Here is a 16,206-nt window from a genome sequence, read left to right on the forward strand (position 1 = left end):
ACCGGACTGATCCAACCGGCGACGCGCGCATGAATGGCAACGCGAACATCGCCTCGCTGGTCGAGCGCAAGACCCGCTTCGCCGCCCTGTTCCGCAACAACGACCGGAGCACCACGCATCTGATGGACTGGCTCATGGAGATTGTGGACCGCTTGCCCCAACTGGCGCGCCAGTCGATCACCTTCGACCGCGGGATCGAGTTCCCCAGCTGGCGCAAGCTCAAGCCCGGGATCGGCACCGAGGTCTGGTTCTGCGATCCTCAGGCTTCCTGGCAGAAAGGGTCGGTCGAAACCTGAACAAGCGGGCCCGGCGCTACCTGCCACGGGAGACGCCGGTGGCAATGCTCTTAAATCACAATATGAAGCCGATTTGCGCCCGCCTGAACGGAACCCCGATGGAAGCCTTCAGGGACGATATGATGAAACTAAGATAGCGAAACTGTCGCAACCAGCCTTGAACCTACAGTGGTGGCTTTCCGGCCCTAAGCCACAGCATCGCAAATAGACTACCTGGAAATTTCCCCTGCCAACACCGCTCGTCCGTGCACCGCCAAGGTTGCTGAGAACCTCTGACACCCAAACCTGCGGATCACATCGAGTACCCGCGCTTCGTAGGCAGCGTGCCCGATCAAGCGACACAAGTCGGACGCGTGGAACTGGCGGTTCGCAGTTGGTGCGGCTTGCATCTGTCTTAGCAATTCGCGCTCTTTGGGGTCTGCTACCCGTTTCTGCGATGGTTTCACCTCGGGACGAGGCGGAGTCCCCGGCGAATTCCGCCATCGGCGCATGAAGCCAAGCAAAAAGCCGGCAGGCACCCGGCCGTTGCCTCGGGAGCGATTGAAGGCGAGAAAGCGGTCCCAGATGACCTGAGTGTCGACGTTCCAGCAGGGGAGCGTTGCCTTCGCTGCTTTGATGAGCTCCGCCCAACTGGTCTGAAAAACGTTCGAACTCGCGGTGATGTCGATCAGTCCTGAGAAGATAGTTTTGTTATTATTATCTCTAGATAGTGATGTGTCACCTTCACCTGACACGAGATCATGGGTTTCACTCTCCTCGTCGAAAGCGGAAAACCGAAAGATCCAGGGCGCGAACTTGCCATTCGGCTTCGCCCGCTCGAGCTGCAACTCCGAAGCCTCAAGTTCGTTCAGAAGAACCGCAAGATACTGCCGTGAGACACCCATCTTCTCCGCCAGGGCCGAGAGTGTGAAGGCTGCCGTTCCGCGCGACAAACCGTTGTAGCCATCCTTCCAGGCGATGGCGTCGAGGATGAGGGTGGCAAGCTTGTGCGCTGCAACAGAGAGATTTGTCTGCGTAATCCGTCGCAGGATCAAGCCGGTCGTAGGTTCCATGGTCGAGGTCTCCTTGGAGATCCGACGCCATGTCGTGAGACAACAACATTCTTGCCAGCAAAACAACTTTGCTGGTTGCAGGTGTTTTAGCGGTGCGCTAGGAAACTCTTGTTCACGGAGTTTTCTAGCACGGCGTCAGGCTTCACGGTCTGGCGTCGTCTCCTTTTCAGGGGCTTTTGCACAGCCTCCCGGGCGGGGTTGAGATGACGCGCGCGGCAAAACCGCGCGCAGATTTTGTCAGTAGCGAACTTCTTCAGAACCGTAGTTCCCGGCGTGATCACGCCAGTCGACGAAGACGGAACGGTAAAAGTAGTTGCCGCATCCATTCGGAATGCTCAGGCCGGATGCGGCTGGCACCTGGCCCACGGTGGATCTTGTCCATCGGTAGTCGCCCTGCACGCCGTAGGACCCCAATCGCGTGGAGTCGCTGCGATTGCAGTCGCCATCTCGGTTTTCGTGCTGGCGGTACTGGATGTGATAGACGCGAATGCTGCGCACGAAATCAAAGGCGTCGCCTGAGATGTCGATGTCTGCTTGTTCATCCGCCTGGACGCGGACAAGGGGGATTGGAGTCGATTCCTGCGGCTCGGGCGGATCGCGGAACGTGATGTCATAAAGGCGTTCCATGGGCGACATCGGGTTGGGATCGTTGAACGACACACCCATCGGACACCGCCAGATTTGCAAGGGCGGCTCGATCGGCCATGGCGTGATCCGCCGAATGAAGACCGCTCTGGCATGCGCGCAGGGCGCGGAGGCAGGCCAGCCGCCCGCAAGGCAGAGGAGGATTGCACAGTCGACCTGATAGGCCTGAGCCGGAGCTGACGAGGCCATTATTCCGGATATGGTTAGTGCCGTGGCAGTGGCCACGCCGTGGATCACGTGCTTCATGATGCCGACTCCATCTATAATGGTGCAGCGATACGAAACAACATTAATGATAGCAGGGAGATTTGATTGATGAAGGCATGCGATTGTTCGCTTGTGTCGCGTGACGGCTTCCGAGTTCTGACGCCGGTGTGGGCTTTTGTGGCGTCTTGAAAGTGGCCAAAATTGCGGCCTTGTTTCACGTTGGCTGCCAAACAAACATCTGTAATCAAATACAAATGTGGCATTCCAATGCGGCCACGAAAGCGGTCACGAAAGACTAGACCGCATGAGTCCATCAAACGGCGTGTCGGAGCGCTCATGGTCTCGGGACGGGCAGTATCGGAAAACTGTCTCGCCTGGCTCCCCGGCTGGAATCCGGGCGCAGAAGGACGGTATGGAGCAACGAGCCTATGTTGGGATCGAACATCAGCTTGAAGATTTATGTCAGTATCTGATATGATTGAGTATAGATAGGAGAGTCTGATGCCAAACGTCCACCTGACCGAACCGATGCAGAAATATGTGCAGGCGCAGATCGAGTCCGGCGCTTACGCCAATCTGAGCGAAGTCGTGCGCGCCGGCGTGAGGATGCTGATGGAGCGGGATGGTGCCCGGCAGTTCTATGTGCTCAAGGCCGACCTCGAGGAGGCAGCCACCCTGGCCGAAAATGGAGACTTCGCCGAGTTCGAAGCCCGAGCCTTCGAGCCGGATGCGTTTGATCGCTGACCCGCATGACTATTCGACTTTCCGGTCGGGCCAGGTCCGACCTTGAAGAGATCCGTGCCTACACCGTCGAGACCTGGGGTAGGGACCAATGGCTCGTCTATTACCGCCAGTTGGTCACCGCCTTCGAGCAAATCACCGGGGATCCCGACCGGGGTCGGGACAGGAGTCTCTTCGTCCCGGGGATGCGATCCGTCAACTGCCAGCGTCACGTGATCTTCTACAAGCGGCTCGATGCCGCGGATGGCGCGGCAGTGACCTGCCACTGAACTTTCATCCAGCCGCGACCGGAGCCCGGTTGGTGTTTACGCCGATCGGCGCAGGTTGAGCAATCGCCCGACGCGCGGAGCTATCATCTCGCGCAGCGGGGCGGGCGATTGCGGAGGTCAGGGCCCGCGCGTAGTCAGCCGGTGTCTGGTAGTCCAAGGCCGAGTGCGGGCGTTCGGTATTGTAGTCGGCAGCCCAGGCGGCGATCACGATCCGCGCGTGGGCCAGGTTTCGGAACATGGTCTCGTTGAGCAGCTCGTCCCGCATCCGCCCGTTGAAGCTCTCCACGAAGCCGTTCTGCATCGGCTTGCCCGGGGCGATGTAGTGCCACTCGATCCGGTGCGCGGTAGCGAAGGTTAAGATTGCGTTACTGGTCAGTTCGGTGCCGTTGTCAGAGACGATCATCCCCGGCTTTCCGCGGCGCTCGATCAGGGCAGTCAGTTCACGAGCCACCCGGCGCCCCGAGATCGAGGTGTCCGGGATCGCCGCGAGGCACTCCCGGGTGACATCGTCGACCACGTTGAGCACCCGGAAACGCTGACCGTTGGCGAACTGGTCGTGAACGAAATCCAACGACCATCGCGCATTGGGCCGCGCCTCGACCAGGATCGGGGCTCGCGTTCCGACAGCCTTGCGCCGTGCCTTTCGTTTGCGCACCGTCAGGCCTTCTTCGCGGTAGAGCCGGTAGATCCGGTTGATCCCCGAGGCTTCTCCCTCGCGCCGCAGCAGCACGAAGAGCCGCCGATAGCCGAACCGCCGACGCTCGTTGGCCAGCTCCCGCAACCGCCCGCGCAGCACCGTGTCCGGCGCACGCTGCGTCTGGTAGCGGACCATCTTGCGATCCGCCCCGGCAATCCGGCACGCCCGCCGTTCCGAGAGCCCGAACTGGGCCTTCAGATGCGCGACCGCCTCGCGCTTCAAGGCAGGCGTTACCACTTTTTTGAAACCAGTTCCTTCATCGCCGCCAGGTCCAGCATCTGCTCGGCCAGCAGCTTCTTCAGCTTGGCGTTCTCGTCTTCGAGCGTCTTCAGCCGCTTTGCCTCCGGCACCGTCATGCCGCCGAACTTCGCCTTCCAGTTATAGAAGGTCCCTTCCGACATGCCGTGCTTGCGGCACAAGTCCGCGCACTTCGCGCCTGCCTCGTGTTCGGCCAGGATGCCGATGATCTGCTCGTCCGTGAATCTCGTTCGCTTCATTGTCCGTCCTCAAGTTGGGTCGGACTCTAATCGATGGTGGAGGAAAAATCCCGTGGCAGGTCATGCCCGGCAAGACTGCAAACGGTTTTACACAGATCAGTTCCCAGAACCTTGATGTTTATGAGATACTCCTCCTTCCACCTATGCCCGCAACGATCGCAGCGGTTGGTGGGAAGGCAGTTCATCCCATTATATCAGTCGCGTTCCTGTCTCACAGCCTCAGGATAAAAGAGCCGCCATGAGATAGCTGTCGATGACAAGCGCTCCGAACAGCAGGAGGATGTAGGTGATCGAGAAGCGGAAAGTTCGCATCGGCCAGCTCGGGTCGGGCGAAACAAGCATCGCTATTGAATAAAACAGAAACATGCCACCGAGCGTCAGCGCTGCTGCGGGGTAAATGAAGCTAGTCAGACCAATCAATGCGGGCACCAGCGTCACCGCGACCATCAGGGTAGTGTAGAACAGCACCTGCCAGCGCGTGTGAACCTCACCATGGGTAGCCGGCAGCATCGGCACTTCGGCGCGGCGGTAGTCCTCGATGCGGTGGATGGCGAGAGGCCAGAAATGGGGGGGTGTCCAAACGAAGATGATCATCACCAGCAGAACCGGAAGCGCTTCGATCCGGTCAGTCACGGCCGTCCAGCCCAGAAGCGGTGGCGCCGCGCCGGCGAGGCCGCCGATCACGATGTTCTGCGACGTCGCGCGCTTTAGAAACCCCGTGTAGATGACCGCGTAGCCGATGAGCGAGGCGAACGTCAGCACGGCGGTCAGTGGGTTGATCAGTGTGTAGAGTAGGATCAGACCGGCTGCGCCGAGAGCCAGCGCGAATACCAGCGCGGGGCCCGAAGAAATGAGCCCTGTCGGGATCGGGCGCCGGCGCGTGCGCGCCATGCGTGCGTCGAGGCGTTGATCGATCAGATGGTTGATTGCCGCCGCCGATCCTGCCGCCATGGCGATTCCGAGATTGCCCAGAATAAGCGCCCGGATCGGTAGAGCCAACGGATCGGCCAGAAGCTCGCCCACCAATGCCGTGAAGATCATCACCATCACGACCTTCGGTTTGCACAACTCCAAATAGGCTCTCGCCAGTTCGGAACCGGATGTGCGCGATGCTTCCATATGGGGCAAGCGGATCACGCCGACGTCTCATCACGGGGCTCGGCTGGGTCAGGCAGGTCGCGGGTTTCGCGTTTCAACGCGCGCCAGAACCAGACGATCAGAACAGTGTAGGCGACGACCGAAACCGTGAACCAGAACAGCCACCATAGGATCGGTTCGCCAGGACTTTCAGGAACATTGAGGTTGAACATATCGGACCTCCGCTCAGTAGATGAAGAAAACGGCATAGAGTATCAGCCAGGTCATCACGACGAAGGTCCAAAACATCGCTGCCGCCTCGACCTGCCAGTGATTGCCTGCGGTGAAGGCCCGGTGCCCGTCGGCTCCCGCGATTACGGCCAGCCCAATGAGACCAAGCAAGATATGCAGGGCATGATAGCCCGTGCTCATGACGTAGTTTTCGCCATAGCGGCTGCCGACCGCCACTTGGAGGGTCGACCAGTCGTAGACGATCAGGGCCAAGGCGATGAGCCCCAGAAGCACGGCAAGCCACAGCCAGGAGGCACCGCTAGAGCCCTTTTGCACCCGGCCGAGGCCAAGAGCGAGCGGCGCGAGGCTGATCACGAGAAGCACCGTTACCGCAAGTCCGAGCGGGGTGTTCAGTGTGTCGGGGTGCCCGGTGCCCGCCAGCAGAAAGCGCGTTGAAAACAGAGTGACGAAGATCATCGCTTCGCCAATGATCACGAGAAAGAAAGAACCTCGATACATTCGTCGTTGGCGTTCGCTCAGATCCTTCGGGGCATTGATGCTTGCGGTGCTCATGTCTGATCTCCCGCGCCGTAGTTGTAGAAATGGTCCGTAATGAGGGGCTCTCGCACGAAATTGCCGTGCGGAGGCGGCGAACTGGTCTGCCATTCGAGCGTCTTGCCGCCCCAGGGATTGTCGCCTGCAGGTTTGCCGCTGATCGCACTGACGAGCAGGTTCAGAAGTGCGATCCCGAAGGCGAGCCCCAAGAGGAAGGCCCAGATCGAGACCCATTCGTTGATATTGCCGAGATAGGGCATGTATTCCGCGACCCGCCGGTTCATGCCATCAAAGCCGGCCACGAACATGCCGAGGAATGTCAGATTGAACCCGAAGAACACCAGCCAAGCCGACAGCTTGCCCCAGCCCTCATTATACATCCGCCCCGAGAATTTCGGGAGCCAATAGTAGAGGCCAGCAAGCCACGCGAAGACCATGCCTCCGATGATCGTGTAGTGGAAATGGGCCACGACGAAGTAGGTATTGTGGAGCTGGAAATCCGCCGGCACGTCGGAGAGGAATACGCCTGTGAAGCCGCCGATGAGGAAATTGAACACGCTCATGAGGGCGAACAGCATCGGCGTGCGTAACCGAAGTCGGCCCTTCCAGAGCGTCCCCAGCGCGGCGATATACATGAAGCCGGTTGGGATCGAGATCAACTCCGTCGTCGTCATGAACGGGACCAGACGATTGTCCGCGACGGTGGTGAACATGTGGTGAGTCCAGACGTAGCTGGACAGCACCGTCACCCCGATCATTCCGGCGACGGCCCATCCGTAGCCGAAGAGGCGTTTGCGCGCGAAAACGGGAATGATTTCGAGCCACAGTCCCCAGGCGGGAAGCATGATGATGTAGACCTCCGGATGACCGAAGAGCCAGAACAAGTCCTGCCAAAGAACCGGGAGGCCTTCGCTGTCGAAGAAATGGGTCTCGAGCGTGCGATCGGCGAGACCGAAAATCATCCCCGTTCCGATTACCGGCACCCAAAGCAGGTTCAGCACCGAGGTCACGAACATGCCCCAGACGAACATCGGCAAACGGCCGAGGCCAAGTCCCGGGGCGCGCATGTAGAGCGTCGTGGATATGACGTTGATCGCGGTGAAGAGTGACGACAGTCCGAGCGCGAAGACACCAAGATAATAGAGATCTTGTCCGACCGCATCCTCGGCCGCGAGGGGCGAATATCCTGTCCAGCCTGTCTGGAAGCCGCCCGCAAGGGGGCTCAGAAGGATCGCCATCACGCCCGGCACGAGGAACCACCAGCTCAGCCCGTTGAGGCGTGGAAATGTCATATCGTCAGCGCCGACCATGACAGGGACGAAATAATTCCCGAAGCCGCCGACGATGGCTACGACGGACACTGCGAAAAGCATCAGGCTGCCATGCACGCCAAAGGCTTCGTTATAGGCCTGAGATGTCTGAAAGACGTCGAGATTTGGAGTTAGAAGCTCGAGCCGCATCATCATCGCCGCCAGCCCGGCAGCAAGGAAGGTCAGGATTGCCGTGATCTGATATTGCATCCCGATGATCTTGTGATCGGTGTGAAAGCGCAGAAAGCGCCCGATCCCGTGCCCTTCGTCCCAAGCCGCCGCATTTCCGAACCAAGGCCGGATGCAGGCCTCGAAAGCACCGCCGCCGAGGATCCAGCCAGCCGTGCCCGCGGAGAAAGCCGCGACCACCGGCCACTCGCCTGCCAGCCGGTCGTTCAGGAGGGCCGCAACGAGCCAGTCGGCCCCCAGAACCCCGATCGCGGCCCACAAGGCAGCCCGCAACATCGGCGCTGCATGATGCAGCCAGCCATGCCGCTTCTCATTCGTCTCCATCATTCCGGAATGATCGCTCATCGGCGTCCTCCTATCGCTCCCCCGGCATCAATTCCCTGAGCCGTTGCTGTTCATATTTGGCATCTGCATGTCAGTGTTCGATTGGCTGGAGGGCATGTTCATACTCGCCGATCCGCCAGAGCCTTCACTGTTCATATCCATGCTGCCGCCACCCTGATCCTGCATCGACGCGCTGTCGGGCTGGCCCGAACCGTTCATGTTCATGCTTCCGGACGCGTTGTCCTGCATTTGCATTCCGCCGGATTGCCCAGAACCGCCGCCACCCATATTCATGCCGCTCATCGAGCTGGCTTCCTGCTTCGCTGCGTCTTGTTGCTTGGCGACCCAAGTGTCGAAATCTGCGGCGGACACCACGCGCAGCTCGCTGCGCATCACCGGGTGGCCGGCGCCGCAGATTTGGGCGCATTGAATGCGCATGGTCGGATCGCTCAGAGTGTCCATGATCTTGGTCGGGGTCACGACGAGGTCGCGTGTCTCACCGGGGATTACAGCCTTTTTGATGCCCCAGGCAGGCGCCCAGAAAGAGTGCATCACGTCCTTGGACTGAAGGATGAAATGGATCGGTCGGTCGAGCGGAACAATTAACTTGTCGACGGTCTCGATACCTTCGTTCGGGTAGCTGAAGTCCCATTCCCACTGCTTTGCGGTAACCTTCACCGTGAGGGCATTGGGGGCAACCGCCGCGCGTGCGCTCGACCACAGAGTTTCGAGCCCATAGACGCCGGGATAGATAATGAAGATCACATTCAGCAGGGCGCTCAGGCCGACCCAAGCCGCGATGAAGAGGCCATTGGTGGCGAATTGCGCCTCGGCTGGCTTCTCGTCGTCCTGTGGCACCCGGAACCGGATTGCCGAATACCCAATGATTAGAGTGACGATCACGAAGACCGGCACCGTCGCACGCATCAGGAAGAATATCGCCTCGCCGGTGACAGCGCCTTGCGTTGAGGCAATCAGGGGCCAATGTTCCACGGCCACTTGCACGAGCCATTCACCAAGCGCGCTGAAAACGACCCAAAGAGCGCTCAGCCAGAGGATGTGATTGCGGGTTTCACGGTCCATAGCCCTTCCCCTCACGCTTTCGGCTTGTCGTGGACGACGTCGATAGTGCCGCGCATGCCGTTCACGAAATGCTGGCCTGATTGTTGGAAGCAGCCGTAGGTCCATTGCCCGGGCTTGTCCGGCACCTTGAAGGAAATCGTCAGCTGCCCTGCGGCATCGAGCAGAGGCATAAAGCCCGACATTTCTTCCATCGGCCCCATCGGTCCTGTGCGAAGAACGTCTTTCACTGGCACGCCGCTCAAGTGCGCTGCGCCCCCCATGAACATGACCAGGTCGTGTCCGCTGACCACCTTGACGTCTACATCCTTAAAAAAGGGCACATGAAAACCGTCTACGTGACGCGGTCCGAAGACCGTATCTTTTAGGTTCGGTCCACGACCGACCATCCATTCGTGTCCTTTTCTGGGATGCGCTTCGGAGTCGTTTACGAGCGTTACGGTCACGGTTTCGCCCACGTGCCAAACCATATGCCGAGGCTCGAATGCGTAATCGAGCATATGAATCGTGAAATGCGTCCGGTCGGCAGGTCGGGCATTATTGGCCCAGACCAACATGCTGCCAGTCAGCACAGCCAGCACCACGGCTCCGGACAGGACCGACCAACCGCTGACGCTTCTCATTTCCCCTTTGAATTCGTTTTTCACCTTGCGACCTCCCCCTTTCGCTGGTGATTTCCTAAAAGGGTAACCGGCAAATTTTTGCCGAATAGCCACGCGATGGAGGACAGCTGTCCCCGGTTTGGAGGACAGCAGATCGACACACGCGTGGAAGGGAGGAGCGCGATGCCAACCGTCGATAGAGCGTCATCGGGGTTTCTGACGGCTTTCAGATGGCCTCTGATCGCCTTTTCGGCGATCCTCGGCCTCACACCGCACATCCTGTTGCTCAATCACACGACAGAGCAACGACTTACGATGATCATCATTATGCATGCGGCCATCGTGCCGACATTGACGGCGATCGTTTTACGGCTCCTCGAGCGGCGGGCAATGACACTCGAGGCGGCGAATGCCGAGCTTCGCCGCACGGCTTTGGATTTGGAGCGCAAGAACCGCCAGCATGAGGCATTGAGCGGAGCTGTTCGTCTGCTCGCCGCAGCACCGTCCGTCGCCGACATTCTCAACCCGCTTGCGGAGCTTTCCCGTGAAGCCCTTAGGGCCGATCGATTGCGCTTGATCTGGACTCCGCCAGGCGTCCGACCCGAAGTGGTCGTTGTCGGACGCTCGTTCGGTCGTGATATGGCCGCAGATGGCTCAGAGCGCGTCTTTACACTGCACGAAGGCGATACGGATTTGGGGAGGATCGCAGTTTCCACCGAGGATTGGGACAGCTTTGATGAAACCAGTCTTTCCATCCTCTCAGCGGAGCTCCGGCTTCGCTGGCGTCTCAGGCAGGTCGAGGCCAACGCACTTTCCGCGCTCGACCCGGGGCATGAGCGCTTTTCCGATATAGGTCCGCGCCAGACCCATCGTTTGTTACGGGTGATGTGCGATGCTGCCGAAGCCGACGGGGCGAGCCTTTATCTGCGCCACGCGGACACATGGCAGTTACAGGCAACGGAGGGCCGCACACATCCTGTGAGCGATGAAGTCTTTACCCGCCCAATTGGCGTCTGGTCCTTCGAAGACGGGGCGACGGTATGTGTCAAAGGCACGCAAGATGGCGCGCTGCTGCTCCAATCTGCGGGCGGGAGAAAGATCGACACCGCGACTCTGGACCCGCCATTGGTCCAGATGATTGCTGGTCACAGTGCGACTCTCACGCGTATCGTCGAAGGGTATCAGCAGGCTCTATGGGCTGAGCGTCAGCGCATCGCGCGTGAGTTGCACGACGAGGTTTGCCAATCGATCGCGTCGGTTCACATGCAGCTTGGTCATCTCGAAACACTGATCTCCGAGGGGCGCCCCACCGCGGTCGATCGCTGCCATCAACTGCGCGAAGCCGCGCTTGATGCCTACGAGGCCACGCGTTTGGCGGTGGATGGCTTTCGCCGGAAACCGGAAAATGCCGAGGTCGCAACGGACTTCCTCGAGGGGATTGCGAGAGCGACCAGCGAGACCCGTGGTATCGAGCTTGCGTTTCACGCCGGACCGATCGACCTCGAGCCGGAAACCGCATGGCAACTTGGGCGCATTCTTCAGGAGGCTATCGCCAACGCGGTGCGACACGGCAGAGCCCGGACGGTCACCGTCTCACTCAACAAGGCCGACGACGAACTCGTGCTGACGGTTCTTGATGACGGCACATTCCGCGATCCTGCGTCTGGGAGCACATCTTCGAGTGGTCATCACGGCCTGAAGATAATGGCCGAGAGGGTCGAAGAGTTGCACGGCTGGTTTTCAGTTTCGCATGACGATGCGGGAACCGAAGTGCAGGTGAAGCTGCCATCGATCTGATTTTGAATGCTTTATGTTTGATGTTAACTTGAAAACGGGGCGGTTCTAGAAATGCGCATAATCATCGTCGATGATCATCCGATCTTCCGGAGCGGGCTACGGCGCGTGTTAGAAGACTATGGTCACAGCGTTGTGGCGGAATGCGCAGACGGTGAAAGCGGTGTCGCGTCGGCACGGGATTTGACGCCCGATATCGTTCTCATGGATCTGCATATGCCCGAAGGTGATGGCATCGAAGCACTGAAAGCGCTCGGTGGAGACCCGCCAGTCTTGATGTTGACCGTGTCCGAGGACGCTTCAGACATGGAAGCAGCGATGGCTGCCGGCGCTGGCGGATATGTTCTGAAAAACGCGCAACCGACCGACCTGGTGAAGATGCTCGAGGCGGTCGCGCATGGCTACCGGGTTTACCCAGAGACCAATACCGCTCGACCTGACAGTGATGTCAGGCTGAGCGATCGGCAGCGCAATGTGCTCGACGGACTGCTTCGGGGCCGGACACACAAGGAAATCGCGAAGATGCTCGGGATTTCCCAGTTCACTGTGAGGACATATCAGGAGCGCTTGATGGAGAAATTTGGGGTTGCCAGCCGGGCAGAATTGATTGTCTGCGCGTCTGGCGGGCACCTCCCCAAAGATGAGGCCTCAAGCCAATAAAACTGGGTGCTTTCTTGCCAGCTGATCTCATCCCCGATGGCCGATAGAACGACACCTTCAACAGAGGGCGTTTTCTATGTGTATCCTCTTGGGGTTGGCGGGCGGTAGAGAGAAAGCGGTCCCCGGCGCGAGAATGATCCCGGCCGGGGCAAAAAATAAATGGTTCCGCCAGAGCGAGCCTCAGGCCAGACGGGCCTGCAGGCTGCGGCTCTGCCAGCGCAGGATGCCTGCGACCGTTGCCCAGTAGACGATCCAGCCGCCCAGCGTCGCAGCGTCCGGCGCGGCGCGATAGCCGGTCAGCGCAGAGATCAGCCCGCCAATACGGTCGCCGTCATCGAGCACCGCGCTCATATCCCAGAGCGGCGCGCCGAAGGGCAGGATACCTGCCGAGACGAGGTCATCCACACCGGTGGTGAAAAGCGCCGCGCCCAGAAGCAGCAGCATGACTTCGGACAAACGGAAGAAACCGCGCCACGGCATGAAACGCGCCCCGGCCCGCAGCGCCGCATAGCTTGCCCCAGCGGCAGCCACGCCCACGGCGATCGAGGCCAGAACCCCCGCCATCTCGCTCTGCTTCGCTGCCGCGAGCGAGCCATAGAGGAAGACCACCGTTTCCGAGCCTTCGCGCGCTACCGCCGCCATCGCGAGTAGGAAAACCGCCCACCAGCCCTGACGTATCGCGGCGGCCTTCAACCCGGCCTCGAGATCGCGTTTCAGCGTGCGGCCGTGGCCGCGCATCCAGACCACCATCTGCACGATCAGCCCGGCCGCGACGAAGACCATCACCGTCATCAAGTCCTGCCGGACATCCGCCGACAGAAGCTTCGAGAAGCCCAACAGCGTCAGCGCAAAGGTAAGCGCCAGCGCGAGCCCCGTCAGCACGCCGCCCCAAAGAAAGCGCGCCGCTCGACGTCCGGCGCCTTCATGCTTGAGCCAGCCCGCGAGAATGCCGATGACGAGAAGCGCCTCGACGCTTTCGCGCCACAGGATGAAGATGATCTGTCCGTCCATGACATTCTCCTGCGGGTGGAAGATGGATTATTTGACGACGATCGTGCCCTTGGCGGTGTCGAGATCCTCGTGGAATTCCTCGACGAAGGGGTAGGTGCCAGCAGGTAGTGCCGGAAGGTCGATCGTCTCGGTCTGGCCCGGCGCGATGATCTTCTCGATACGCAGGCGCTTGCTTTCGAACTCGGCTGCGGTCTTGCCGGTATTCGAGACGGTCAGCGTCACGGCGGTATCCGCGGGAAGGTCGATCTGCTGCGGCGAGACGACCCCGTCGGTCAGGGTAATCGTCGGGATTGTCTCGTCCGCCACGGCCAGCGCCGGCGCGCAGGCGAGCACGAAAAGCGCGGGAAGAATGCGTGAAATGCGAGTCATGATGTTCCTGCTTGTCTGTTCGCCCGTCGAATAGCCGACAAAAACACTTGGGTCAATAATTCCCGATAAAAATGCTAAGCTGTTTCGCGCGCCAATAGGCGCTCGACGCTGAACGGGCCGTGTCTGGCTTTCTCATCGGCGGAACCTCGCCACGGAGCTTCATGCGCTTCGGCCTGCCCAGAAATATCCCTCTGGAAAGTATCTTGTAGGTCCCGGAGTGAACGCCGCTCTTCGCGTCTGGCAGGGCTACGCGGAACGCGATCTTGTTTCCCATGGTAGTCACGAAGCAAAGCCTCGCGACGCTGGGAGGGAAGTCGAATTGTTGGACTGTGACTTTGCATTGGTCTCGGTGATACGACTTCTCATGCTTTGACGCCGGCTCCCTAAGGCGCCGAAGGCTCGGCTTACTGCCCGCTCTGCAGCGTTAGTATCGCCGCGATGCCGTCCGAGAACCATGGATCGCCTGCCACTGATTGCCCGAGGCGTGGTTGTGACAGCCGGAGAGTGTTGCTGGCTGCGACCTGATTGGCGCTACGAAGATCCTTGACCAGCCCATCGCGCTCCGCGTCGACATTCGGGTCGATGTGGTGCAGCAAGCCCCAGTCGACGCCCCAGTTGAGACCGTCGTCAAAGCTTGCGGCACCGACGAATAGGCGTAGGCCTTTGGCGTTCACAAATTTCGTTCGCCAAAGCCGAATGTGATGGCGCTTTCGCAAAGTGGCGTCTTGGGTCTGCTTCTGGAAGGCCAAGTCATTCGGCTGATTATCCCAGAAATACGGGGTCACAGGAGCAGTTGCGTCCGCGCCGTTGCTCCAGGCAGCAATCGCGGCTCGCATCAGTGTCGCAAATCCAGGATCTGCTGCCCGCACCCAGCCAGCCTTGTCGAGCGCCCTCTCTACCTCCGCCTCATCGCGCGCCAGAAGCATTACGTTGACCGGTTCAAGCGCCGTTCCAGCGACGGATTCGGTGCTTCCGCGCAGACGGCCCGAGGCGACGAGCGCGTCCACCGTGTCGAATTTTATGTCTGCCTGGACCGGGATCGAAACGTTGCGCGCTTTGTCATAGTTCACGATCGGCCACGCAGCTGTGGCCACGCAGACCGCAGCGAGCCCGAAGGCCGCAATTTGCTTGGGTCCACCTCTGTCCGGGGAGGGCTGCAACGGCCTGCTGTCGCGCCACCATTCTGCTACCGCGACGCCCGCCAGCAGCCAGATAGCCCCGACGAGCCAGCCATTCAGCACGTCAGACAGATAGTGTTCTATGAGATAAATCCGGCTAAGCCCAACGAAGAACGCCAAGGTGACAGCGCCCACCAGGGCCGCTGGCGCCCGGAGCAATTTTACACGCCAAAGGATAAAGAACAGAAATCCGTAGAAGGCGACCGACAGCCCGGCATGGCCCGAGGGAAAACTTCCCGAGACCTCAGTGAAATAGCCGAGGTCGGAGCGCGGGCGGTGGAAGATACGCTTGAGTAGATTCACCGATGCGAGATCACCACCAAGAGCGACGCATAGACCCACAAGCAGGTCCGGACGCCGCCGCTCCAGCAGGAGCGCCCCAGCCGCCGCGCAAAGGAGCCCGATGACGCGCCAATCGCCGAGCGCGGTTACATGCGCAGCGAGACGCAGCAGCTCCGGCGACCAGAAGGCGTGGATAAGGTTCGCGAGCCGTGTGTCCACAAGAACGATAGGTTCGGCCATCAGGAAGTCGAAGACCGACCCGAGCCAAATCCAAAGAATATAAAAAGTCGCGCAACCCAGAAGCGTAGCCGTCAGGCCGGAAAACTGCGTTCGGTCGAACCGATGCGCGAGGAAAGCAGCAGTCTTCGGGTGCCGCTTCGACCACTTCTGCACATCGGGATTCTCGCGGATGGCGTGGCCGATTGAGGTGAAGAGCGAGATCATGAAGGGCATCAGGCGCAAGATCCGCAAAATCACCCACCAGAGCAGCAGCAATGCGACGAGGACCACCACGGCGAAGAGACCGAGCCGCGAGGCATAGGGACCTAAGTTCGATGCGACATGCCCGATCACAAAACCGAAGCCGACATGCGCGAGCGCGTAGGGGAAGCCGCTGATGGCATTCCATAAAAGGAAGCGGCGTCGCGGCATGCCAGCGGCCGAGGCAGCAAGCGGGACGAGCCCGGACACAGGTCCGAGGAAACGGCCCAGCACCAGTGCGAATCCGCCATAGCGCTCAAAGAGTCGGACCGCTCTACGATAACTCTTTGAGTCCTCCAGTTTCCTGCGCTTCTCGATCCCACGGCGCAGCCAGCGGCCGAGCCAGAAGCTGATTTCGCCGCCCACAACCGAACCGATCGCGACGAACCAGACCAGATCGAGAAAATCGAGTGCGCCCTGCTGAACGAGCAGGCCGCCCGCATCCACAACGAGGGTTCCGGGAATGAAGATGCCGGTTACGAAAACCGCTTCGAAGAGCGCGGCGAATCCTATGATCCAGTAGGACCAGAGCCCGAAGCTCTGGAGAGACGGCAAGATCTGGTCGAGTGAAAATCCCATGTCGCAGTAATACGTTGATATGTAGTCGGTGTCATGCGTATCGCGTGGCGCTCCGCCTAGCTGGGGGTATGTGTGAGCGGC

At 60.0% G+C, this 16,206-nt stretch carries 17 protein-coding genes; 5 read left to right on the plus strand and 12 right to left on the minus strand.

Features of this window, described 5'->3' with window-relative positions; genetic code table 11:
- Positions 1 to 29 precede the first annotated feature (29 nt).
- Positions 30 to 296 carry an IS30 family transposase gene (locus BMI85_RS21715; protein WP_246832607.1) on the plus strand — a complete coding sequence of 89 codons (267 nt, stop codon included), beginning with the start codon at positions 30 to 32 and terminating at the stop codon, positions 294 to 296.
- 209 nt (positions 297 to 505) lie between these two features.
- On the opposite strand, the gene BMI85_RS20075 is transcribed toward BMI85_RS21715, so the two are convergent.
- Both BMI85_RS20075 and BMI85_RS20080 read right to left on the minus strand, forming a co-directional pair.
- Entirely contained in the window at positions 506 to 1,348 is an 843-nt protein-coding gene (locus tag BMI85_RS20075) for a hypothetical protein (protein WP_078602553.1), read from the minus strand.
- A 237-nt stretch (positions 1,349 to 1,585) separates the two neighbouring features.
- On the minus strand, positions 1,586 to 2,239 hold the full coding sequence (locus BMI85_RS20080; protein ID WP_246832608.1) for a hypothetical protein: 654 nt from the start codon (positions 2,237 to 2,239) through the stop codon (positions 1,586 to 1,588).
- A 462-nt stretch (positions 2,240 to 2,701) separates the two neighbouring features.
- Here BMI85_RS20080 and BMI85_RS20085 point away from each other — a divergent pair, with 462 nt between their 5' ends.
- Together BMI85_RS20085 and BMI85_RS20090 are read left to right on the plus strand one after the other, a co-directional pair.
- A complete protein-coding gene (locus BMI85_RS20085; RefSeq protein WP_078602554.1) occupies positions 2,702 to 2,944 on the plus strand; it encodes a type II toxin-antitoxin system ParD family antitoxin in 243 nt (80 codons plus the stop codon).
- A gap of 5 nt (positions 2,945 to 2,949) precedes the next feature.
- Positions 2,950 to 3,210 carry a type II toxin-antitoxin system RelE/ParE family toxin gene (locus BMI85_RS20090; protein WP_078602555.1) on the plus strand — a complete coding sequence of 87 codons (261 nt, stop codon included), beginning with the start codon at positions 2,950 to 2,952 and terminating at the stop codon, positions 3,208 to 3,210.
- A 4-nt stretch (positions 3,211 to 3,214) separates the two neighbouring features.
- On the opposite strand, the gene BMI85_RS20095 is transcribed toward BMI85_RS20090, so the two are convergent.
- From BMI85_RS20095 to BMI85_RS20120, 7 genes are all read right to left on the minus strand, one after another.
- Positions 3,215 to 4,404, minus strand: a protein-coding gene (locus BMI85_RS20095) for an IS3 family transposase (protein WP_143595211.1) whose coding sequence is annotated in 2 segments (ribosomal slippage) — positions 3,215 to 4,152 and positions 4,152 to 4,404 — 1,191 coding nt in all. Because the reading frame shifts where the segments join, the coding sequence is not laid out codon by codon here.
- Positions 4,405 to 4,623: 219 nt separating this feature from the next.
- Complete coding sequence (gene cyoE / locus BMI85_RS20100; RefSeq protein ID WP_210402386.1) at positions 4,624 to 5,541, minus strand: heme o synthase; 918 nt, start codon at positions 5,539 to 5,541, stop codon at positions 4,624 to 4,626.
- Positions 5,538 to 5,714 (minus strand): hypothetical protein, encoded by a 177-nt coding sequence (locus tag BMI85_RS21515; protein WP_168174826.1) that lies wholly within the window; start codon positions 5,712 to 5,714, stop codon positions 5,538 to 5,540. Before BMI85_RS21515 ends, cyoE begins: the two co-directional genes overlap by 4 nt.
- A 13-nt stretch (positions 5,715 to 5,727) precedes the next feature.
- Positions 5,728 to 6,285: a cytochrome c oxidase subunit 3 gene (locus tag BMI85_RS20105; RefSeq protein WP_168174827.1), complete on the minus strand. Its 558-nt coding sequence runs from the start codon at positions 6,283 to 6,285 to the stop codon at positions 5,728 to 5,730.
- A complete protein-coding gene (locus BMI85_RS20110; protein WP_078602558.1) occupies positions 6,282 to 8,111 on the minus strand; it encodes a cbb3-type cytochrome c oxidase subunit I in 1,830 nt (609 codons plus the stop codon). The genes BMI85_RS20105 and BMI85_RS20110 overlap by 4 nt, the downstream gene beginning before the upstream one ends.
- A 27-nt stretch (positions 8,112 to 8,138) precedes the next feature.
- A complete protein-coding gene (locus BMI85_RS20115) occupies positions 8,139 to 9,173 on the minus strand; it encodes a cytochrome c oxidase subunit II (protein WP_168174828.1) in 1,035 nt (344 codons plus the stop codon).
- A gap of 11 nt (positions 9,174 to 9,184) precedes the next feature.
- Positions 9,185 to 9,817 (minus strand): hypothetical protein, encoded by a 633-nt coding sequence (locus tag BMI85_RS20120; RefSeq protein WP_078602560.1) that lies wholly within the window; start codon positions 9,815 to 9,817, stop codon positions 9,185 to 9,187.
- Positions 9,818 to 9,955: 138 nt separating this feature from the next.
- Between BMI85_RS20120 and BMI85_RS20125 the strand changes: the two genes are divergently transcribed.
- Together BMI85_RS20125 and BMI85_RS20130 are read left to right on the plus strand one after the other, a co-directional pair.
- Positions 9,956 to 11,569 (plus strand): histidine kinase, encoded by a 1,614-nt coding sequence (locus tag BMI85_RS20125; RefSeq protein ID WP_168174829.1) that lies wholly within the window; start codon positions 9,956 to 9,958, stop codon positions 11,567 to 11,569.
- Between the two features lie 51 nt (positions 11,570 to 11,620).
- Positions 11,621 to 12,226 (plus strand): response regulator transcription factor, encoded by a 606-nt coding sequence (locus BMI85_RS20130; protein WP_078602561.1) that lies wholly within the window; start codon positions 11,621 to 11,623, stop codon positions 12,224 to 12,226.
- Positions 12,227 to 12,406: 180 nt separating this feature from the next.
- Here BMI85_RS20130 and BMI85_RS20135 read toward each other — a convergent pair whose 3' ends face one another.
- The 3 genes from BMI85_RS20135 to BMI85_RS20150 all read right to left on the minus strand — a co-directional run bounded on the left by BMI85_RS20135 (position 12,407) and on the right by BMI85_RS20150 (position 16,125).
- The gene (locus BMI85_RS20135; RefSeq protein WP_078602562.1) at positions 12,407 to 13,237 is read right to left on the minus strand and encodes an FTR1 family protein; all 831 of its coding nucleotides are present in this window, start codon (positions 13,235 to 13,237) and stop codon (positions 12,407 to 12,409) included.
- A gap of 27 nt (positions 13,238 to 13,264) precedes the next feature.
- On the minus strand, positions 13,265 to 13,606 hold the full coding sequence (locus BMI85_RS20140; RefSeq protein ID WP_078602563.1) for a cupredoxin domain-containing protein: 342 nt from the start codon (positions 13,604 to 13,606) through the stop codon (positions 13,265 to 13,267).
- 404 nt (positions 13,607 to 14,010) lie between these two features.
- Positions 14,011 to 16,125 carry an LssY C-terminal domain-containing protein gene (locus BMI85_RS20150; RefSeq protein ID WP_168174830.1) on the minus strand — a complete coding sequence of 705 codons (2,115 nt, stop codon included), beginning with the start codon at positions 16,123 to 16,125 and terminating at the stop codon, positions 14,011 to 14,013.
- Between the last annotated feature and the right edge of the window lie 81 nt (positions 16,126 to 16,206).

The sequence above is a fragment of the Thioclava sp. DLFJ4-1 genome (genome assembly GCF_002020145.1).
In the GTDB taxonomy this organism is placed as follows: domain Bacteria; phylum Pseudomonadota; class Alphaproteobacteria; order Rhodobacterales; family Rhodobacteraceae; genus Thioclava; species Thioclava sediminum.